Annotated in this window: 23 protein-coding genes; 19 read left to right on the plus strand and 4 right to left on the minus strand. The window is 66.8% G+C overall.

The genetic code is table 11. The features are described 5' to 3' along the window. The first annotated feature begins 33 nt into the window (after positions 1-33). Entirely contained in the window at positions 34-594 is a 561-nt protein-coding gene (locus tag NFU04_RS13340) for a cytochrome c oxidase assembly protein (RefSeq protein WP_251309944.1), read from the plus strand. After that, complete coding sequence (locus NFU04_RS13345; RefSeq protein WP_251309945.1) at positions 591-1451, plus strand: cytochrome c oxidase subunit 3; 861 nt, start codon at positions 591-593, stop codon at positions 1449-1451. The genes NFU04_RS13340 and NFU04_RS13345 overlap by 4 nt, the downstream gene beginning before the upstream one ends. Positions 1452-1466: 15 nt before the next feature. Here NFU04_RS13345 and NFU04_RS13350 read toward each other — a convergent pair whose 3' ends face one another. Continuing rightward, entirely contained in the window at positions 1467-1655 is a 189-nt protein-coding gene (locus tag NFU04_RS13350) for a DUF2909 family protein (RefSeq protein WP_146801057.1), read from the minus strand. Between the two features lie 10 nt (positions 1656-1665). Here NFU04_RS13350 and NFU04_RS13355 point away from each other — a divergent pair, with 10 nt between their 5' ends. From NFU04_RS13355 to cyoE, 4 genes are all read left to right on the plus strand, one after another. Then, positions 1666-2382: an SURF1 family protein gene (locus NFU04_RS13355; RefSeq protein WP_251309946.1), complete on the plus strand. Its 717-nt coding sequence runs from the start codon at positions 1666-1668 to the stop codon at positions 2380-2382. Continuing rightward, positions 2379-2903 carry a hypothetical protein gene (locus tag NFU04_RS13360; RefSeq protein WP_251309947.1) on the plus strand — a complete coding sequence of 175 codons (525 nt, stop codon included), beginning with the start codon at positions 2379-2381 and terminating at the stop codon, positions 2901-2903. The genes NFU04_RS13355 and NFU04_RS13360 overlap by 4 nt, the downstream gene beginning before the upstream one ends. Positions 2904-2970: 67 nt before the next feature. After that, complete coding sequence (locus NFU04_RS13365; protein ID WP_251309948.1) at positions 2971-3999, plus strand: COX15/CtaA family protein; 1029 nt, start codon at positions 2971-2973, stop codon at positions 3997-3999. Then, positions 3992-4906 carry a heme o synthase gene (gene cyoE, locus NFU04_RS13370; protein WP_251309949.1) on the plus strand — a complete coding sequence of 305 codons (915 nt, stop codon included), beginning with the start codon at positions 3992-3994 and terminating at the stop codon, positions 4904-4906. Before NFU04_RS13365 ends, cyoE begins: the two co-directional genes overlap by 8 nt. 43 nt (positions 4907-4949) lie before the next feature. Here the strand turns inward: cyoE and NFU04_RS13375 are convergent, their stop codons facing one another. Beyond that, complete coding sequence (locus tag NFU04_RS13375) at positions 4950-6416, minus strand: SLC13 family permease (RefSeq protein ID WP_251309950.1); 1467 nt, start codon at positions 6414-6416, stop codon at positions 4950-4952. A gap of 138 nt (positions 6417-6554) precedes the next feature. Between NFU04_RS13375 and cysQ the strand changes: the two genes are divergently transcribed. The 10 genes from cysQ (at position 6555) to ihfA (ending at position 16132) form a co-directional block, all read left to right on the plus strand. After that, positions 6555-7349, plus strand: a complete 795-nt coding sequence (gene cysQ, locus NFU04_RS13380) for a 3'(2'),5'-bisphosphate nucleotidase CysQ (protein WP_251309951.1) — start codon at positions 6555-6557, stop codon at positions 7347-7349. Positions 7350-7431: 82 nt separating this feature from the next. Continuing rightward, on the plus strand, positions 7432-7899 hold the full coding sequence (locus NFU04_RS13385; RefSeq protein WP_251309952.1) for a DUF2489 domain-containing protein: 468 nt from the start codon (positions 7432-7434) through the stop codon (positions 7897-7899). Positions 7900-8111: 212 nt separating this feature from the next. After that, positions 8112-8789 carry an OmpA family protein gene (locus NFU04_RS16405; RefSeq protein WP_285835154.1) on the plus strand — a complete coding sequence of 226 codons (678 nt, stop codon included), beginning with the start codon at positions 8112-8114 and terminating at the stop codon, positions 8787-8789. 245 nt (positions 8790-9034) lie between these two features. Beyond that, a complete protein-coding gene (thrS, locus tag NFU04_RS13395; RefSeq protein ID WP_251309953.1) occupies positions 9035-10933 on the plus strand; it encodes a threonine--tRNA ligase in 1899 nt (632 codons plus the stop codon). A gap of 31 nt (positions 10934-10964) precedes the next feature. Then, positions 10965-11504: a translation initiation factor IF-3 gene (gene infC, locus NFU04_RS13400; protein WP_273668236.1), complete on the plus strand. Its 540-nt coding sequence runs from the start codon at positions 10965-10967 to the stop codon at positions 11502-11504. A 107-nt stretch (positions 11505-11611) separates the two neighbouring features. After that, positions 11612-11806: a 50S ribosomal protein L35 gene (gene rpmI, locus NFU04_RS13405; RefSeq protein WP_089725334.1), complete on the plus strand. Its 195-nt coding sequence runs from the start codon at positions 11612-11614 to the stop codon at positions 11804-11806. 39 nt (positions 11807-11845) lie between these two features. After that, positions 11846-12199 (plus strand): 50S ribosomal protein L20, encoded by a 354-nt coding sequence (gene rplT / locus NFU04_RS13410; RefSeq protein WP_146801078.1) that lies wholly within the window; start codon positions 11846-11848, stop codon positions 12197-12199. A gap of 145 nt (positions 12200-12344) precedes the next feature. Next, entirely contained in the window at positions 12345-13364 is a 1020-nt protein-coding gene (gene pheS, locus NFU04_RS13415) for a phenylalanine--tRNA ligase subunit alpha (protein ID WP_146801080.1), read from the plus strand. 30 nt (positions 13365-13394) lie between these two features. After that, entirely contained in the window at positions 13395-15776 is a 2382-nt protein-coding gene (pheT, locus tag NFU04_RS13420) for a phenylalanine--tRNA ligase subunit beta (RefSeq protein WP_251309954.1), read from the plus strand. A gap of 50 nt (positions 15777-15826) precedes the next feature. After that, complete coding sequence (ihfA, locus tag NFU04_RS13425; protein ID WP_251309955.1) at positions 15827-16132, plus strand: integration host factor subunit alpha; 306 nt, start codon at positions 15827-15829, stop codon at positions 16130-16132. 76 nt (positions 16133-16208) lie between these two features. Here the strand turns inward: ihfA and NFU04_RS13430 are convergent, their stop codons facing one another. Further along, positions 16209-16418, minus strand: coding sequence for a DUF2788 domain-containing protein (locus tag NFU04_RS13430; RefSeq protein WP_146801086.1), 210 nt, complete (start codon positions 16416-16418; stop codon positions 16209-16211). 200 nt (positions 16419-16618) lie between these two features. Here NFU04_RS13430 and NFU04_RS13435 point away from each other — a divergent pair, with 200 nt between their 5' ends. After that, positions 16619-17083 carry a flavodoxin domain-containing protein gene (locus tag NFU04_RS13435; protein ID WP_251309956.1) on the plus strand — a complete coding sequence of 155 codons (465 nt, stop codon included), beginning with the start codon at positions 16619-16621 and terminating at the stop codon, positions 17081-17083. After that, complete coding sequence (locus tag NFU04_RS13440; protein WP_251309957.1) at positions 17083-17445, plus strand: hypothetical protein; 363 nt, start codon at positions 17083-17085, stop codon at positions 17443-17445. The genes NFU04_RS13435 and NFU04_RS13440 overlap by 1 nt, the downstream gene beginning before the upstream one ends. Positions 17446-17562: 117 nt before the next feature. On the opposite strand, the gene ppnN is transcribed toward NFU04_RS13440, so the two are convergent. Then, positions 17563-18924: a nucleotide 5'-monophosphate nucleosidase PpnN gene (gene ppnN / locus NFU04_RS13445; RefSeq protein ID WP_285835155.1), complete on the minus strand. Its 1362-nt coding sequence runs from the start codon at positions 18922-18924 to the stop codon at positions 17563-17565. A 180-nt stretch (positions 18925-19104) separates the two neighbouring features. Here ppnN and NFU04_RS13450 point away from each other — a divergent pair, with 180 nt between their 5' ends. Beyond that, on the plus strand, positions 19105-20013 hold the full coding sequence (locus NFU04_RS13450) for a LysR family transcriptional regulator (protein ID WP_251309958.1): 909 nt from the start codon (positions 19105-19107) through the stop codon (positions 20011-20013). Positions 20014-20100 lie beyond the last annotated feature (87 nt).

Consider the following 20100-nt stretch of genomic DNA (forward strand, 5'->3'; position numbering starts at 1 on the left):
CTGGCGACGGGGGAGCCCGTCGGGAGGAGGTCGATGAGCCCGGTACAGCGCACCGTGAGTCGGACCCTGCTGGTGCTGGTGGCGATGTTCGCCTTCGCCTTCGCCCTGGTGCCCCTCTATGACGTCTTCTGTCGGGTCACCGGGCTCAACGGCAAGGTGGATACCACCGCCCAGGCCCTGGTGCATGAGGGGGTGGACGACTCCCGCTACGTGACCGTGCAACTGGTGACCCGCAGCGGCGCCGGCCTGCCCTGGCGCCTGGAGGTGGAGCAGCGCCAGCTGCGCATGCACCCGGGCCAGACGGTGGAGGTGGGCTTCACCTTCGTCAATCAGGGGGCGGCGGAGCAGTGGGGGCGGGCGGTGCCCAGCGTGACGCCGTCCCAGGCCAACCGCCACCTGCGCAAGCTGAGCTGCTTCTGTTTCGAGGAGCAGCGCCTGGCGGCGGGGGAGCGGCTGGCGCTGCCGCTGGTCTTCCAGCTCGATCGCGACCTGCCCGCCGAGATTCATACCGTGACCCTGGTCTATACCCTGTATCCGGTGGCCGCCGGCGAGATCGCCCGAAGGGCCCCCGAGGCGCAAGGAGGTGAAGCATGAGTGGTGGTAGCTACTATGTTCCGGCGACCAGCAAGTGGCCGATCCTCGGCTCCCTGGCGCTGGGGGGGATGATGCTGGGGGCCGGCCTGCAGATGGTCCATGGCTGGGGGGCGCCGCTGCTGGGGCTCGGCGTGGCGGCGATACTGGCGGTGATGGCGCTGTGGTTTCGTGACGTGGTGCGGGAATCCCGGCAGGGGCTCTACGATGCGCAGATGGATCGTTCCTTCCGCTGGGGCATGGGCTGGTTCATCTTCTCCGAGGTGATGTTCTTCGCCGCCTTCTTCGGCGCCCTCTTCTATGTGCGCACCTTCGCCCTGCCGTGGCTGGACGGCGAGGGTGCCAAGGGGGTGGCGGCGCTGCTGTGGCCCGACTTCACCGCCAGTTGGCCGCTGCTGAACCCGCCGGATGCCTCGGTTTCCGGTCCCCACGAGGTGCTGAGCCCCTGGCAGCTGCCCCTGGTCAATACCCTGATCCTGGTCACTTCCAGCCTGACCTTGACCATCGCCCACGAGGCCCTCAAGGAGGGCTACCGGCGCACCTGCCGCAACTGGCTGGCGGGGACCGTCTTCCTCGGCGCCTGCTTTATCCTGGTGCAGGGCTTCGAGTACTACGAGGCCTATGCCCACTACGGCCTGACCCTGGATGCCGGCATCTACGGCAGCCTCTTCTTCCTGCTGACCGGCTTCCACGGCATGCACGTCACCGTGGGGGCCATCATCCTGGCGGTGATGCTGGTGCGCATCCAGCGGGATCATTTCAGCGGCGACGACCATTTCGGCTTCGAGGCCGCCGCCTGGTACTGGCACTTCGTCGATGTGGTCTGGGTGGGGCTCTTCCTGTTCGTCTATGTCTTCTGAGCCCGGTGTCGGCGCTCAGCTCAGGCCGCCGTAATAGAAGCCATAGAAGAGCAGCGCCAGCAGCACCAGGGCACAGGCCACCCGCAGCTTGAGCGATACCAGCAGGCGCCGCGAGGCGCCGCCGTCGCGGAGCAGGAAGCCGGCACCGGTGGCGAGGCTGGTCAGCATCAGCAAGAAGACCAGGGCAATGGCGAATTTCAGCATGGGGCACTCCGTGGCATCGAATGATCACAGTTCAAGGAAGCCGCCGGGCGCTGTCAAGCGCCGTCTGTGGTGGGTCTTCTGGCCGAGCCTGGTGATCCTCGGCCTGGTCCTGGGGGGCTGGCAGTGGCAGCGGGCGGCGGCCAAGGCGGCCTACCTCGAGGCCCGGGCCGCGGCGCCGGCGCTGGTTGATCCCGACGAGGCGCCCATGGGGGGGGCCACCCTGACCCTCAGCGGCGAGTTCGTCGCCGAGCGGACCCTGTTTCTCGATAACCGGGTCCGCGAGGGGCGGGTCGGCGTGGCGGTGCTGACGCCGCTGGTGGACGCCCAGGGGCGACGCTGGCTGATCCAGCGAGGCTTTATCGCCACCGGCCCCTACCGGGTCGATCCCGAGATGACCACCCCCGAGGGGCCGGTGACCGTCAGTGGCACCTGGCAGGTGGCCGGCGACGGCGGCCTGCTGCTGGGGCCCAATCGCGAGGGACGGCGACTGCAGCGCATCGCCCTCGAGGCCTGGCCGGAGGATTTCGCCCATGCCGGCTGGTTGCATCAGCAGGCCGGGGCGGGCGCCTATGAGGCGTGGTGGCGACCCAGCGTGATGCCGCCCGGGCGGCACCGCAGCTATGCCTTCCAGTGGTGGGGCCTGGCGCTGGCCGCCCTGGTGATCATGATCCTGGGCGGCCGCCGCCTGGTGCCCCGTCCCCCTGCCGTCGTCGAGGAGTCCCGATGAGCGCCGTTCGCTATCCCCGCGTGAAACTGCTGCTGTTGATGGCCCTGTTCGCCGCCCCCCTGGTCGTCGCCTGGGTCATGGTGACCTGGCGAGTGGCGATCCCCGAGGCGCGCAGTGCCCATGGTCGGCTGGCGCCGGAGGTGCCGGCCCTGGCCGAGTGGCCGCTGCTGGCGCCGGCCACCGGGGAGGGCTGGCGGCTGGCCTTCGACTGTCGTCTCGATTGCGCCGACCAGGCGGACCGCTGGTGGCGCCTGCACCGGGCCCTAGGGCGGGAGGCTCCCCGGGTGGAGCGGCTGCGAATCGTCGCCGCCGGGGCGCCGGGCCAGGAGACCCTCCCCGGCGAGCGCCTGGCACGTTGGCGCATGCCGCCGGCGTGGAGCGAGCCGGGGGCGCTGTGGTTGCTCTCCCCGCGGGGCGAGGTGTTGCTGGGTTATCCCCCCGGGGCGCCGTTGCGGGAGGTGATGGATGACCTCCAGCACCTGCTGCGGGTCAATCCCGAGCGTGACCTGGCGTCGAATTGAGCGGCAGCCTTCAACGCCGCAGAGGCATAAGCTGAGCAGAGACGAGGGTTAACCGCGAGGGCACGCCATGACCGAATCCCGGCTCCACCTGCTCAAGTGGCTCAGCCTGCTGGGCACCCTGGCGACCCTGGGGGTCATCCTGCTGGGGGCCTGGACCCGGCTGATGGATGCCGGCCTGGGCTGCCCCGACTGGCCGGGGTGCTATGGGCGCCTGGTGGTGCCCGATGCCGCCACCGCCGCGGCCCATTCGCCGCAGGCGCCGCTGGAGGCCCTCAAGGCCTGGGTGGAGATGGTCCATCGCTATGTTGCCTCGGCCCTGGGGCTGGTGGTGCTGGTCCTGGTGGCCCTGGGGGCCGGGGCGCGTCGACGCCCCGGTTATCCCTGGCGCCTCTCCCTGGCGCTGCTGGGGATGATCCTGCTGCAGGGCGCCTTCGGCGCCTTTACCGTGACCCTCAAGCTGTGGCCCCAGGTGGTCACCCTGCACCTGCTGGGGGGCCTCGGCGTGCTGTTGCTCTTCCTGTGGGTGCATCTGCGTCTGCGCGAACTGGCCGCCGCGAAGCCTGCTGCGAGTCGCCGACGGCTCTCGCCGCTCTGGGGGCTGGCGGCGGTGCTGCTGGTGGGCCAGCTGGCCCTGGGCGGCTGGGTCTCCAGCAATTATGCGGGCATCGCCTGCCAGGGGTTTCCCACCTGCAACGGCCAGTGGTGGCCCGCCACCGACTGGAGCGAAGGCTTCCACCTGACCCAGACGGTGGGGCCCAACTACTTGCATGGCCAGCTGCATGCCGATGCGCGTACCGCCATCCATCTCGGTCATCGCCTGGGTGCCCTGGCCCTGGGGCTGGGGCTCGTGCTGCTGGCCCGGCGGGAGTGGCGGCGGCCGCCACTGCGGCCCTGGTTGATGGGCCTGCTGGGCCTCTACGGCGTTCAGTTCTCCCTGGGGGTGGCCAATGTGCTCTGGTGGCTGCCCCTGGGACTGGCTTTGGCGCATACCGCCGGGGCGGTGGCCCTGGCCCTGGCCCTGGCCCTCGGGGCCTGGCAGGCGAGCCGTATCGGTGACGCACGGCAGGCGAGCGAGAAGGAGATGGCCCATGCGTAATGCCCTGATGATGCCCGCGCGGCTCGAGCGGGTCGGCGAGTCCTGGCGGGATCTGCTGACCCTGTGCAAGCCCCGGGTGGTGCTGGTGATGCTGGTCTGCGCCCTGGTCGGGATGGCGCTCGCCACGCCGGGGGTGCCGTCGCTGGCGGCGGTGGCCAATGGCCTGCTGGGCATCGGCCTGGCCGCCGGCGGGGCGGCCGCCTACAACCATGTGCTGGATCGCAAGCTGGACGTCCTGATGGCGCGTACCGCGCGGCGCCCTGTGGCCACGCGGCGGCTGGCCACGCCCCTGGCCCTGGCCTGGGCGACCCTGCTGTCGGTGCTGGGGATCGGCCTGCTGCTGTGGCAGGTCAATGCCCTGACCGCCTGGCTGACCCTGGCCTCGCTGATCGGCTATGCGCTGATCTATACCGCCTTCCTCAAGCGCGCCACGCCTCAGAATATCGTGATCGGCGGGGTGGCCGGGGCGGCGCCGCCGCTGCTGGGGTGGACGGCGATCACCGGAAGCCTGGGCCCCGAGCCGCTGCTGCTGATGCTGATCATCTTCGCCTGGACGCCACCGCACTTCTGGGCGCTGGCCATTCACAAGCGCGAGGAGTATGCCCGGGCGGGGGTGCCCATGCTGCCGGTCACCCATGGCGAGGCCTTTACCCGCCTGCAGATCTGGCTGTATGCCTGGCTGACCCTGGTGGTGACCCTGCTGCCCTTCGTGATCGGCATGAGCGGAGCCGTCTACCTGGTGGGGGTGATGGCGCTGAACCTGCGCTTTATGGTGTGGAATTATCGGGTCTGGCGGGGGCAGGATCCACGGGCGCCGCTGGCCGCCTTCTGGTTCTCGATTCGTTATATCCTCGGCGTCTTCGGGGTGCTGCTGCTCGATCATTACGCCGTGGCCTGGCCCTGGTAGTCTCCCAGACGCCGCCCAATGGCGGCGTCTGAGGTGTCGGGCCTTACCAGAAGACTGTGATCAGGGCGTAGGCCATCAGGGTCACCACCAGGGTGCTGAGGATATTGAGGGCGAAGCCGGCGCGAATCATCGACCGGATCTTCATATGACCGGTGGCGAAGACGATGGCGTTGGGCGGCGTCGCCACCGGCATCATAAAGGCGCAGCTGGCGGCGATCGCCGCCGGCACCGTGATCAGCAGCGGCGAGATATCCAGCGACAGGGCCAGGGCGCCGAGCAGGGGCAGGAAGGCCGCGGCGGTGGCGGTATTGGAGGTGATCTCGGTGAGGAAGATGATCACCAGCACCACGATGCCGACCAGGGCCAGCAGCGGCAGCACCCCGAACAGCGAGAGCTGCTCGGCGATCCACTCGGCGAGTCCCGACTGGCTGATGGCCCCGGCCAGGGCCAGGCCACCGCCGAACAGCAGCAGGATGCCCCAGGGCAGGGTCTTGGCGGCGTCCCAGTCCAGCAGGCGCTCGCCCTGGGCGCGGCCGCTGGGGATCAGGAACAGCAGCAGCCCCGCGGCGATGGCGATACCGGTGTCGCCGAGCCAGTCGAGGCCCAGGTCATTGAGCAGCGGGCGCGATACCCAGGCCAGGGCGGCCAGCAGGAAGACGATGCCGACCCGGCGCTCCGCGGCGCTCAGCCTACCCAGCCGGTTCAGTTCATCGCGGATCATCTGGCCGTTGTCGTCGCCCTGACGCAGCGCGAAGCCGCCACGGCTCAGCCACCACCAGGCCAGCAGCATCATCACCGCGCTGATCGGCAGGCCGATCACCATCCACTGGGCGAAGCCCACATCGATGCCCCGGGACTCGGCCAGGTAGCCGGCCAGCAAGGCGTTGGGCGGGGTGCCGATCAGGGTGGCCACGCCGCCGATGCTGGCGGAGTAGGCGATGGCCAGCAGCAGGGCGGTGGCATAGCGGGCCAGCTCCTGGGGATCGTTATCCTGGCCCAGCAGGCTGACCACCGACATGCCGATGGGCAGCATCATGATGGCGGTGGCGGTATTCGAGACCCACATGCTCAGAAAGCCCGTGGCCAGCATAAAGCCGGCGATCTGCCGGCGCGGCTGATGACCCACCAGGCGCAGCACATGCAGGGCGATGCGCCGGTGGAGTTCCCAGCGCTGCATGGCGATGCCCAGCAGGAAGCCGCCCAGGAAGAGGTAGATGATGGGATTGGCATAACTGCCGCTGACCTGACCCATGGGCGCGATGCCCAGTGCCGGAACCAGCAGCAGCGGCAACAGCGACGTGGCGGGAATCGGAATCGCTTCCGTGGACCACCAGGTGGCCATCAGCAGGCCGAGGCCGGCACACAGCCAGGCGCTCTCGCTCATCCCGGCCGGCGCCGGCGAGAGCAGGGTGAACAGCAGCCAGGCTGGACCCAGCCACAGGCCGATACGCGCGGCCAGGTTGGGCGGTCGAGGCGCCCCGGTCGCGGGGGCGGAGTCCGGGTTGGCCATGGCATATCCTTATATCAGTGGGAAAATTCGCGCGCATTGTACGAGCCCGCCGCGACGTTCGCCAGCTAAGCAAGGCCATCCCTTGCCGCGTCGAGGCTCTGCCGCTAGGGTAGCGGCTTCGACACCGAGGAGCAGATCATGGCATCCACTGAATGGCTTCCGCGAGCGGCATTGCGCGAGCTCTGCGTGCGGGCCGGCGAGGCGATCCTGGCGGTGCGCGCCGGCGGCGACTGGGCGGCTCGCGAGAAGGCCGATGCCAGCCCGGTGACCGCCGCCGACCAGGCCGCCCATGACGTGCTGATGGCGGGGCTGGCGGCATTGACCCCGGAGGTGCCGGTGCTCTCGGAGGAGGCCGTGGTGCCCTGGGCGATTCGCCGCCACTGGTCGCGCTACTGGCTGGTGGATCCCCTGGATGGGACCCGCGAGTTTATCGACGGCTTCGATGACTTTACCGTCAACCTGGCCCTGGTCGAGGCGGGGCGTACCCGCTACGGGCTGGTGCATGCGCCGGTAACGGGGACCACCTGGGAGGGCGGTTCCGCCCTCGGCGCCTGGCGCTGGCGGGGGGAGCAGGCCGAGACGATTCGGGTGGCGTCCCGGTGGCCGCCCCGGGTGGTGGCCAGTCGCGCCCATCTGGACGAACAGACGCGTGCCTGGCTGGCGGGCTTTCCCGAGGCGTCTCTGCTGCGCTATGGGAGTTCGGTGAAGTTCTGCCGTATCGCCGAGGGGGAGGCCGACCTCTATCCGCGTTTCGCGCCTACCAGCGAATGGGATACCGCCGCCGCTCAGGCGGTGCTGGAAGGGGCGGGGGGTGGTGTCCTGGTGGCCGACACCCTGCTGCCGCTGACCTACAACGGCGGCGAGTCGCTGCGCAACCCGGCCTTTATCGCCTGTGCCGAGGCCCAGGGGCGCTGGCGCACCGAGGCGCCATAGTTGTTCGTTTTCTTGGTTGTGTATAGTATTTGTACTAAATATCCCGGGATCCGGGAATGACGACGTAGATGAGGTTCGTTCCATGAATACCCCCCTGGCCATCGGCCTGGCCGCCCTGGCGCTGCTGATTATCGCCGGCCTGTCCGGCTATGCCTGGAGCCTGTGGCGTGAGGTCAAGCGTCGTGAGGCCTTCCGCGCCGAGGAGGTCCGCCGCGCCCACGAGCAGTGCCTGGAAGGGCTGGATGCCGTGGCGCGCGCCATGCTCAGCGAGCAGGTGGATATCACCGAAGGCGCGCTGCGTTGCAAGGTGATGCTGGATATCATCGACCCTCGGCTGGTGGAGCGCGATGCCTTCCGGGTCTTCGCCGAGGTGCATGCCCGTACGGCTCACTTGCATACTCACTCGGCGCGTCAGGCCCTGTCTCCCAGGGAGCGTTTCGAGGAGGACAAGCAGCGACTGGCGGTGGAAGACGAACTCAAACCCTCGGCCCTGGCGGGGGCTCGCGCCCTGCTGGAGTTCAAAGAACGTTGGCCCGAGGGCTTGCACTGATCGGTGATCGCCTCTTGGCAGCCAATGGGCGCCATGAGATGATGAAACACGCGTATAAGCTCTGGTCGAATTAGGCCATTGTGGTTATTTTGCAAAGGAATGCTGCGTGATTGCGGCTTTCCCCTATCGGGTTTTCGGGCTCTCGGAATGACCTCCGAGAACCGTCTTGTGCGTCACGCGACGTTCGCACTGCGTCAAAGAAGGAGTCTTACATGAAAAAATCAACGACTGGCCTGCTGCTTGGTTCCGCCCTGGTAATCGGTCTTTCCGGTTGTGCCTCTACCAATAGCAACCCGAGTGCCTCCGATCGTGCCTGGTATCAGCAGCCCCTGGTCTGTGGTATCGCCGGTGGTCTGATCGGTGGTGGCATCGGCTACGCCACCAGCAGCGAGTCCGACGAGGATACCGGTGCCGCCGTGGGCTCCACCGCCGGTGCGACCATCGGTGCCATGCTGTGTGCCGACTACTCCGAGGAGCCGGTCGCCGAGCCCGCGCCGATGCCGGAGCCCGCCCCCGAGCCCGAGCCGGTGCCGGAATTCGAGCCGCTGGTGCTTTCCAGCGAAGTGAACTTCGCCTTCGACTCCGCCGAGCTGATGCCGGCCGCCCATGCCACCCTGAATGACGTGGCGCGCCGCCTGATGGAGAACGAGCGCAGCCAGGGCGTCCGCGTGCATATCGGTGGTCATACCGATTCCGTGGGCTCCGATCAGTACAACCTGGGGCTCTCCCAGCGCCGTGCCGACTCCGTTCGCGATTACCTGATCGCTCGCGGCGTCGAGGCCGATCGCCTGGTGGCCCGTGGCTTCGGCGAAGCGCGTCCGGTGGCCAGCAACGAGACCGATGCCGGCCGCGCCGAGAACCGTCGGGTCGAGCTGAACGTGCTCGACTAAGCCCGGCATTCTCGAGTCCGATCTCAGGGGCGCCTCCGGGCGCCCCTGTTGCGTCAGGTGTGGATGGCGCGAGGTCATCTCGATCTGCTAAAGTTCACCCCCTTCGTGTCCTCGGTGCCGCCGGTCACTGCCGGTCGGTCGTCGCCCATGGTGGGGGCGCCCCGATGACCCGAACGTATCCCATTCTCTCGACCTGCGACACGTGAGCCCTGGTATGGCCCACCACTGCGCGTTAAGGATAAGCAATGCCCATCGTTACCCTGCCCGACGGCACCCAGAAGACCTTCGACGCTCCCCTGACCGTGATGGAGCTGGCGGAGTCCATCGGCCCCGGCCTGGCCAAGGCCTGCGTGGCCGGCAAGATCGACGGCGTCGCCGTGGATGCCGCCGATGTGATCGACCATGATGCCGAGGTGGCCATCCTCACCGCCCGTGACCCCGAGGGGCTGGAGGTCATTCGTCACTCCTGCGCCCACCTGATCGGGCATGCCGTCAAGCAGCTCTATCCCGAGGCCAAGATGGCCATCGGGCCGGTCATCGACGACGGCTTCTATTATGACGTGGACTTCGGCCGCTCGGTGACGCCGGAGGACCTCGAGGCCATCGAGCAGCGCATGAAGGAGCTGATCGACACGGGCTACGATGTGGTTCGCGAGTACGTGGATCGCGACAAGGCGATGCTCACCTTCCTGCATCGCGACGAGCCCTACAAGCAGGAGATCGTCCGCGATATCCCCGAAGGCGAGGCCATCCGTCTCTATTATCACGAAGAATACACCGACATGTGCCGCGGGCCCCATGTGCCCAATACCCGGCACCTCAAGGCCTTCAAGCTGACCAAGTTGGCCGGGGCCTACTGGCGAGGCGACGCCTCCAAGCCGATGCTGACGCGCATCTACGGCACCGCCTGGGGCGACAAGAAAGCCCTCAAGGCCTACCTCAAGCGCCTCGAGGAGGCGGAGAAGCGCGATCACCGCAAGCTGGCCAAGAAACTCGATCTCTTCCACCTCCAGGAAGAGGCCCCGGGGATGGTCTTCTGGCACCCCAATGGCTGGACCATGTACCAGGCCCTGGAGCAGTACATGCGCCGGGTGCAGATCGCCAACGGCTATCAGGAGATCAAGACGCCCCAGGTGGTGGATCTCTCCCTGTGGAAGAAGTCGGGGCACTGGGGCCACTACAGCGAGCTGATGTTCACCACCGAGTCGGAGAAGCGCGACTACGCGGTGAAGCCGATGAACTGCCCCTGCCATGTGCAGGTGTTCAATCAGGGCCTGAAGAGCTACCGGGACCTGCCGCTGCGCCTGGCGGAGTTCGGCAGCTGTCACCGTAACGAGCCTTCCGGTGCCCTGCATGGGTTGATGCGGGTGCGCGGCTTTACCCAGGACGATGCCCATATCTTCTGCACCGAGGGGCAGATCCAGGCCGAGGCCGAGGCCTTTATCGCCCTGACCCTCGAGGTCTACAAGGAGCTCGGCTTCGAGGACGTGGAGCTCAAGCTCTCTACCCGTCCGGAGGACTTCCTCGGCGAGCCGGAGATGTGGGATCGTGCCGAGGCGGGGCTCCAGGCGGCCCTCGACAGCACCGGGCTCGACTGGGAGCTGCAGCCGGGGGAGGGGGCCTTCTACGGGCCCAAGATCGAGTTCTCCCTGCGCGACTGCCTCAACCGGGTCTGGCAGTGTGGTACCCTGCAGCTCGACTTCAACCTCCCGGGACGCCTCGGCGCCCAGTACGTGGACGAGGAGGGGGCGCGTCAGACGCCGGTCATGCTGCATCGCGCCATCCTCGGCTCCTTCGAGCGCTTCCTGGGGATCCTGATCGAGCACTATGCCGGGGCCATGCCGCTGTGGCTCGCCCCCCAGCAGGTGGCGATCCTCAATATCACCGATGCCCAGCGCGACTATGTGCTCGATCTGGAGCAGCGCCTGCAGAAAATCGGCGTGCGGGCCAAGGCGGACTTGAGGAACGAGAAGATCGGCTTTAAAATCCGGGAGCATACGTTGCAGAAGGTTCCCTACCTCTTGGTGGTGGGGGATAAGGAAGTCGAATCCGACGCTGTTGCCGTGCGTACCCGCAGTGGCGAGGATCTCGGCAGCATCAAGGTCGACGACCTGCTCGCTCGGCTGACCGCCGAGGGGTTATAATGACAACGTCACTCAGAACGGAGATTTAGCGATCAAGCGTAATAATCAGCGAGGGCGCGTCCAGGACAAGCGTCCGCCAATGAACGAGCGTATCACCGAAGACCAGGTTCGCCTTATCGATGCCGATGGCGAACAGCTGGGCATCGTCTCCACCCAGGAAGCCCTGGAGAAGGCCGAAGCCGCGGGTCTCGACCTCGTACAGATCTCCAATGCCGATCCCATCGTCTGCAAGATCATGGACTACGGCAAGTTCGTCTTCGAGCAGAAGAAGCAGAAGGCGGCACAGAAGAAAAAGACCAAGCAGATCCAGGTCAAGGAGGTCAAGTTCCGGCCCGGGACCGACGAGGGTGACTATCAGGTGAAGCTCAAGAACCTGACACGTTTCCTCGAAGGGGGCGACAAGGGCAAGGTGACCCTGCGCTTCCGGGGCCGTGAGATGGCCCACCAGGACATCGGCCGCAAGCTGATGGAACGGATCGCCGCCGATCTCGAGGAGATCGGTAGCGTCGAGTCCTTCCCCAAGATGGAAGGGCGTCAGATGATCATGATTCTTGCCCCCAAGAAGAAGTGATCGTCGACAAGAAGTGATCCATAGGCAAGCTAACGGGCCCTCGTTTCCCCCGGGAGGCGAGGGCAGGCCTTGGGTTTTCTGAAAAACATCGAGCGGAGTTTTCCCTCATGCCGAAGATCAAGAGCAACAGCGGCGCGGCCAAGCGCTTCAAGAAGACTGCCAACGGCTTCAAGCACAAGCAGTCTTTCCGCAGCCACATCCTGACCAAGAAGTCCACCAAGCGTAAGCGTCAGCTGCGTGGGATGAAGCAGATCCACGACGCCGACAAGGCCCTGATTCAGCGCATGCTGCCGAATCTGTAAGCCCTTTTGGTCGACCATTTCTAACGTCAGGAGAAAGCCATGACTCGTGTCAAGCGTGGTGTCGTCGCACGTCGCCGTCACAAGAAGATTCTGAAGCAGGCCAAGGGCTACTACGGTGCCCGTTCGCGGGTCTTCCGCGTTGCCAAGCAGGCCGTCATCAAGGCCGGTCAGTACGCCTACCGCGACCGTCGTCAGCGCAAGCGTCAGTTCCGTGCCCTGTGGATCGCGCGTATCAACGCCGCGTCCCGTCAGAACGGCCTGTCCTACAGCCGCTTCATCGCCGGCCTGAAGAAGGCGGGCATCGAGATCGACCGTAAGGTCCTGGCCGATCTCGCGGTTCACGAAAAAGCCGCCTTTGCCGCCATCGTCGAGAAGGCCAAGGCTGCCCAGTAAGTGAGACCGGCCCACGGGGAGATCCCGCCGTACCTGGCGGGGTGTCCCTGCGAAGGTTCCAGGGGAAGAGCAGCCGCTCTTCCCCTGTTTTTTTATCTGACCGCCATGGGGTCGATTCCGTGGCGGCACATTCGGAGCGCAACGGATGGATCATCTTCCCACTCTGGTCGCCGAGGCCCGCCGCGCCATCGAGCAGGCCGATACTGTCCAGGCCCTGGATGAGGTGCGGGTGCACTACCTGGGCAAGAAGGGTGAGATCACCGCCCTGCTCAAGGGCCTCGGCAAGCTCTCCGCCGAGGAGCGCCCGGCGGCGGGCGAGCGCATCAACCAGGCCAAGCAGGAGCTCGCCGGCGAGCTGGAGTCGCGCAAGGCGAGCCTGGAGAAGGCCGCCCTGGAGGCGCGCCTGGCGGCGGAGCGCCTGGACGTGACCCTGCCCGGTCGTGGCCAGCCCCAGGGTAGCCTGCATCCGGTGACCCGCACCCTGGAGCGTATCGAGGGACTCTTCACCCGCATCGGCTACGACGTGGCCGTAGGGCCGGAGATCGAGGACGACTACCACAACTTCGAGGCCCTCAATATCCCGGCCCACCACCCGGCACGGGGCATGGCGGATACCTTCTACTTCGATGCCACCCGGCTGCTGCGCACCCATACCTCGCCGGTGCAGGTGCGTACCATGAAGGAGGGCAAGCTGCCGATTCGCATCGTCTGCCCGGGCCGGGTCTATCGCAGCGACTCGGACCTGACCCATACTCCCATGTTCCATCAGGTCGAAGGCCTGCTGGTGGATGAGGATGTCAGCTTCGCCGACCTCAAGGGCACCATCGAAGACTTCCTGCACGCCTTCTTCGAGCGGGATGATCTCTCGGTACGCTTCCGCCCCTCCTATTTCCCCTTCACCGAGCCCTCCGCCGAGGTGGATATCCAGTGCGTGATGTGCAGCGGCGAGGGCTGCCGGGTCTGCGGTCACAGCGGCTGGCTGGAGGTGATGGGTTGCGGCATGGTGCACCCGGAGGTGTTCCGTCACTCCGGCATCGACACCGAGCGCTACACCGGCTTCGCCTTCGGCATGGGCGCCGAGCGCCTGGCCATGCTGCGTTACGGGGTCAACGACCTGCGGCTGTTCTTCGATAACGACCTGCGCTTCCTGCGCCAGTTCGCCTGATAACCCGGACCGCTCAACACAGGATTCGTCATGAAATTTTCCGAACAGTGGCTGCGCGAGTGGGTCTCCCCGAGCGTGGCGACCCAGGCGCTGGCCGATCAGATCACCATGGCCGGCCTGGAAGTGGATGCCGTGGAGCCGGTGGCACCGGAATTCTCCGGCGTGGTGGTGGCCGAGGTCATCGACAAGACCCAGCATCCGGACGCCGACAAGCTGAATGTCTGCCTGGTCAATGATGGCGGCGACGAGCCGGTGCAGGTGGTGTGTGGGGCCCCCAATGTGGCCGTCGGCCAGAAGATCCCCTTCGCCCGGGTCGGCGCCCTGCTGCCCGGCGACTTCAAGATCAAGAAGGCCAAGCTGCGCGGCCAGGCCTCCCACGGCATGATCTGCTCCGCCTCCGAGCTGGGCATGGCCGAGGAGACCTCCCCCGGGATCCTGGTGCTGCCCGTGGACGCCCCGGTGGGCGAGGACTTTCGCGCCTATATGGGCCTCGACGATCACGCCATCGAGGTGGATCTGACCCCCAACCGCGGCGACTGCCTGAGCCTCCAGGGCCTGGCCCGGGAGGTCGGTGTGCTCAATCGCCTGCCCGTCGCGGGGCCCGACGAGGCGCCAGTGGCCGCGACCCATCAGGAGAGCTTCCCAGTCACGGTCGGCGACCCCGAGCGTTGCCCCCGTTACCTGGGTCGGCTGATCCAGGGCGTCGACGTTACCGCGGCCACCCCGCTGTGGATGGTCGAGCGGCTGCGCCGCAGCGGCCTGCGCAGCATCGATGCGGTGGTGGATATCACCAACTACGTGATGCTCGAGCTGGGCCAGCCCCTGCACGCCTTCGATCGCGCCAACCTGCACGAGGGCATCCAGGTGCGTCTGGCCCGGGAAGGCGAGCGCCTGGTGCTGCTCGACGGCCAGGAGATCGCCCTGCGCGGCGAGACCCTGGTGATCGCCGATGGGCGCGGGCCGCTGGCCATCGCCGGCGTGATGGGTGGCGAGCACTCCGGCGTCAACGCCGAGACCCGGGATATCTTCCTGGAGTCGGCCTTCTTCACCCAACTGGCGGTGGCCGGACAGGCGCGTTCCTACGGCCTGCACACCGATGCCTCCCACCGCTTCGAGCGGGGCGTCGATCCGACCCTGGCGCGGCGCGCCCTGGAGCGTGCGACCCGACTACTGCTGGAGATCGTCGGCGGTGAGCCGGGCCCGGTGGTGGAAGTCGCCAGCCAGGCGCACCTGCCCGCCCAGCGTCGCGTCACCCTGCGCCGGGCACGCCTGACCCAGGCCCTGGGGCTGGAACTCGACGACGCCGAGGTGGCGGAGATCCTGACCCGCCTGGGCCTGGCGGTGCATGCCGTCGAGGCGGGCTGGGAGGCGGAGATCCCCGCCTGGCGCTTCGATCTGGCCATCGAGGAGGACCTGATCGAGGAGGTGGCGCGGATCTACGGCTATAACCGCCTGCCGGTTCGTCGCCCGGCGGCGCGCCTGGGGCTGCGTCCCGATGGCGAGAGCCGTCAGCCGCTGGCGCGTCTGCGGCGGCAACTGGTGGCCCGCGGTTATCAGGAGGCCATCACCTACAGTTTCGTGGCGCCGGAGCTGCAGGCGACCCTGCTGCCCGAGGCGGTCTCGCCGCGCCTGGCCAACCCCATCTCCAGCGATATGGCGGTGATGCGGGCGAGCCTCTTCCCGGGGCTGATCAAGGCCTTCGAGCATAACCTCAACCGTCAGCAGAGCCGGGTGCGGCTGTTCGAGAGCGGCCTGGTGTTCCGCGGCGAGCTGGACGACCTGCATCAGGTGCCCATGCTCGGCGGCCTGATCAGCGGCAGCCGCGACCCGGAGGGCTGGTGCGGGGCCAAGGAGAAGGTCGATTTCTTCGACCTCAAGGGTGACCTGGAGAGCCTGCTGGCCCTGGGCGGCGAGCCCGAAGCCTGGCGCTTCGAGCCGGCGACTCACAGCGCCCTGCACCCGGGCCAGAGCGCACGGATCCTGCATCGTGGCGAGGAGGCCGGCTGGATCGGTAGCCTGCACCCCGCGGTCAAGGCGAGCCTGGGCCTCAAGGCGGATGCGGTCCTCTTCGAGGTGCGCCTGGATGCCCTGACCCACGGCAAGCTGCCGGCCTTCGCGCCGCTCTCCCGCTATCCGGAAGTGCGCCGCGACCTGGCCTTCCTGGTGGCCGATGAGCTGCCGATTCAGGCGCTGCTCGATTGCCTGCGCGAGCAGGCCGGCGATTGGCTCCAGGAGCTGCGTCTGTTCGATGTCTATCAGGGCAAGGGCGTCGAGCCGGGGCACAAGAGTGTCGCCCTGGGCTTGACCTGGCAGCATCCTTCGCGCACGCTGAATGATGATGAAATCAATCAGTTAGTCGATGCGATCGTGGCCGAATCCGGGTCGCGCTTCGGCGCCAGGCTGCGAGGCTGACGCCGGTGGACACGGAACGCGGGTGCGACGTCCAGCACGAGGGAGTGACCATGGGGGCATTGACCAAGGCGGAGCTTGCCGAACACCTGCATGTGGAACTGGGGCTTTCGAAGCGGGAGGCCAAGACGATGGTGGAGTCCTTCTTCGAGGAGATACGCGGCTGTTTGCGCGAGAACGAGCAGGTCAAGCTGTCCGGCTTCGGTAACTTCGATCTGCGCGACAAGCGGGAGCGCCCCGGCCGCAATCCCAAGACCGGGGAAGAGATTCCCATCTCGGCGCGGCGGGTGGTGACCTTCCGCCCGGGGCAGAAGCTCAAGAGTCGCGTCGGCGGCTTCGAGGGCACCCCGGACGCCTAGGTTCCGGTCACGACGCAGAAGGCCCCGACAAGCGATTGTCGGGGCCTTCTGCTTTTCGTGATGTGTGGTGGCGGGGCTAGACGAGGCCGCCGCCCTCCATCAGATAGGTGATGATCACCTTGAACAGGTAACCCATGATGCCGGCGCCGAGTACCACGAAGAGCATCAGGGTGCCGAACTTGCCCGCCTTGGAGCGGCGCGACAGGTCCCAGATGATAAAGGTCATGAAGAGGATCAGGCTGCCGATCATGATCGGCGTGATCCAGGCCTCGAAGGTCTCCAGCATAGTGCCTCCCGGCGACAAATAAGCCGTATTCTATCGCGCCCGCGGACCGCCTTCAGCGCCAGTACCGCGACGCAATGCCGCAGGTCGGCGGCACCTTTCCTTGATCCGCTCGCTGGACACTGGCTCACGCCCTTCGGTGGATTCGGTCGGGGCGGCGGCTATGGTAATATCCGAGCAAATTCCTCAAGCAAAGCAAGCCCATGCCCACGCTCAAGATCTACGTTGGAACCATGTATGGCGGTGCCCTGGACGTCGCCGAGCAAGTCAAGCCGCTCTTCGAAGAGGCCGGCTATCGGGTCAGCATCCTGGAACAGGCGACCCTGGCCGACCTGGTCGATGACCGGCCCGACCTGGCGCTGTTCTGCCTGTCCACCACCGGCAGTGGCGACTTCCCCGGCAATATCGTGCCCCTGGTGCGGGAGCTGGAGGAGCGCAGCCCCGGCCTGGTCGACCTGCGCTATGGGCTGATCGCCCTCGGTGACAGCTCCTATGGGGATACCTTCTGCGGCGCCGGACGTTACCTGGATACCCTCCTCGAGGGCCTCGGTGCCCAGCGCCTCGGCGAGCGCCTGGAGGTGGATGCCATGGAGACCTTCATGGCCGATGACGCGGCCCTGCCCTGGGCCGAGGCGTGGATCGCCGAGCAGCGGCTGCAGGTGGCCTGATGACGGCCAATCCCGAGCGGCTGAGTATCCTGGTGGGGCTGCTGGCGGTGATGCTGGGCAGCCTGCCCCGTTACCTCTACGGGGGGCACCGCTCCCAGTTGCTGTTGCTCTCCCTGGCGGCGGTGGCGGTGGCCCTGGTGGCGGCGAGCCACTGGCGGCTGCTGGCCGCCGAGGCGCGTGGCGAGGTGCCCGCCCTGCTGCGTCGCCTGGGCCTTGGCCTGGGCGTTGGCCTGGCGCTGATGAGTGCCTGGTACGCCCTGAGCCAAGGCTGGGTCGCCTGGCCGCGGTTGCTCTCCCATGGCCTGACCCTGGGACTGCTGCTGCATGTGATGGGGCTCTGGTGGAAGCGCGAGAGCGCCTGACCAGTGTAGGTCGGGTAAGCGAGCCTGCGAGCGCACCCGACGAGGCTGCCAAGGCATTGCTGGCCGCGCCGGATGCTCTCGCCTGCGGCTCGTTTATCCGGCCTACATGGCTTCCTCCTAGCCCAGCGTGTAGCAGGGCACATAGTCCCCGCTGAGCTTCATTCGGCCCTGACCGACGAAGGAGGTCAGCAGGTCGTCGAGGCGGCGCATCAGCTCCGGTTCGGCGCTGAGGCGGAAGGGGCCCTTGGCCTCGATGGCCCGTACTCCTTTCTCCTTGACGTTGCCGGCGACGATGCCGGAGAAGGCGCGGCGCAGATTGGCGGCCAGCTCATGTACCGGCAGCTCGCGGTTGAGTGCCAGGGATGCCATGGCGTCGTGGCTCGGCTCGAAGGGGGCCTGGAAATCGCGGTCGATGGTCAGGCGCCAGTTGTAGTAGAAGGCGTCCTGCTGCTGACGACGGAATTCGGTGACCTCGTCGATGCCCCGGCGCATGGCCCGCGCCACGCCGACCGGATCGTCGATCAGGATCTGGTAGCGACTGCGTGCCTCCTCGCCCAGGGTGTAGGCGAGGAACTCATCGATGCGGGCAAAGTAGTCGGCGCTGTTCGCCGGGCCGGTGAAGACCACCGGGAAGGGGATATCGCGGTTGTCCGGGTGGAGGAGGATGCCCAGCAGATAGAGGATCTCCTCGGCGGTGCCGACCCCGCCGGGGAATACCAGGATGCCGTGACCCACCCGCACGAAGGCCTCGAGGCGCTTCTCGATATCGGGCATGATCACCAGCTCGTTGACGATGGGGTTGGGCGACTCGGCGGCGATAATGCCCGGCTCCGAGATCCCCAGGTAGCGGCCCTGGGTGCGGCGCTGCTTGGCGTGGGCCACGTTGGCGCCCTTCATGGGGCCCTTCATGGCGCCGGGGCCGCAGCCGGTGCAGATGTCCATGTCGCGCAGGCCCAGGTGATAGCCCACGTCCTTGGTGTATTCGTACTCCTCCCGGGAGATGGAGTGGCCGCCCCAGCAGACCACCAGGCTGGGGTCGCGGCCCGGCTTGAGGGCGCCGGCCTTGCGCAGGATATGAAAGACCGCGTTGGTGGTGCCCTCGCCGGTGGAGAGGTCGAAGCGTTGCTGGGTCTGGATCTCGTTATAGACGTAGACCACGTCGCGCAGCACCGCGGAGAGCAGCTCGCGGATGCCGCGAATCATCTTGCCGTCGACGAAGGCCTCGGCCGGGGCGTTGCTGAGCCGCAGGCGGATGCCACGATCCTCCTGGAGCACCTCGATATCGAAGTCGTGGTAGGTCTCCATCACGGCGCGACCGTCGTCGGTGGGGTTGCCGCAGTTGAGTACCGCCAGGGCACAGCAGCGCAGCAGGTCGTGGAGGCCGGCGGCGGAGGTGTCGCGCAGCCGATTGACCTCGGCCTGGGAGAGTACCTCCAGGCTGCCCTCGGGGGAGATGGTGGCGGAAATTTTTTCGGGCATGGCGGCTTCCTTGTCGAAGGGCGGTACTCGGGTGGCGCCGCCCCGGGGGAATACAGGCTGTCAGACCAAATCAGGATACCATGAGCCTCATCGCCTGCGCAGCGCTGTGCCGGGCCAGGACTTCTGGTAGAATCGGCGGCTGCTGTCGTGCTTTTTTCCTCGGTTAAGCGGCCTTGCCTCATGTTCAATGCGCTCTATTTTCGTACCTTCATGACCCTGGTGGAGACCGGCAGTTTCACCCAGACCGCGCGTCGCCTGGAGATGACGCAGCCCGGGGTCAGTCAGCATATTCGCAAGCTGGAGCAGTACCTGCAGAAACCCCTGCTCAATCGTCATGGGCGACGCTTTACCCTGACCGAGGCGGGCCGGCGCACCTATGACTATGCGGTCAGGCTGTTCGCCGAGCACGAGTATTTCTGCCACTCCCTGGATGATGAATCCCTGGATTCCGGTGAGTGTCGCCTGGCCTCTCCGGGCAGCGTCGGCCTGATGTTCTACCCCTTTATCCTCGGCTATCAGCAGATGCATGCCGGGCTGACGGTCAACTACAGCTTCGCCTTCAACAGCGAGATCGTCGCCGATGTGCTGGCCGGTCGCCACGACCTGGGGATCATTACCGAGCCGGTCCGCCATCCGGAGCTCAACTGCGACCTCTGGCACCAGGAGCCGCTTTGTCTGGTTGTGCCGGCGGACTTTACCGGTACCGGCTGGACCGATCTGCTGGCCCTGGGCTTCGTCAACTATTCGGATGGCCTGCAGCACGCCACCCAGCTGTTGCGGGCCAATTTTCCGGATGAATTCCGCTCCATGAGTCGCTGTCCCCGCCAGGGCTATACCAACGAGGTCTCCATGGTGATGGATGCGGTGGCCCGGGGGCTGGGCTTCAGCGTGGTCTCCCGCTTGGTGCTGGAGACCTCGCCCTGGCAGCGTCAGGTCAAGGAGTTGAGCCTGCCCCAGGTGGTCCACGAGACCCTCTATCTGGTGACGCATTCCAGCACCGAATTGCCGCGTCGCTATCGGCGCCTGTTGGATGAGTTCAGGGACCAGCGCCGTCACGATCTCTACGGCTATTCCGAGACGGCGGAGTAAGCAGGGCGGGCTTCGTCGCCAAGGGTCGAGCGCACCGAAGCGATACGCGCTCTCCCCATCCTCGATGGTCGCCTAACAAACCAAAAG

This window comes from Halomonas sp. NCCP-2165 (assembly GCF_023708045.1).
GTDB lineage: Bacteria > Pseudomonadota > Gammaproteobacteria > Pseudomonadales > Halomonadaceae > Bisbaumannia > Bisbaumannia pacifica.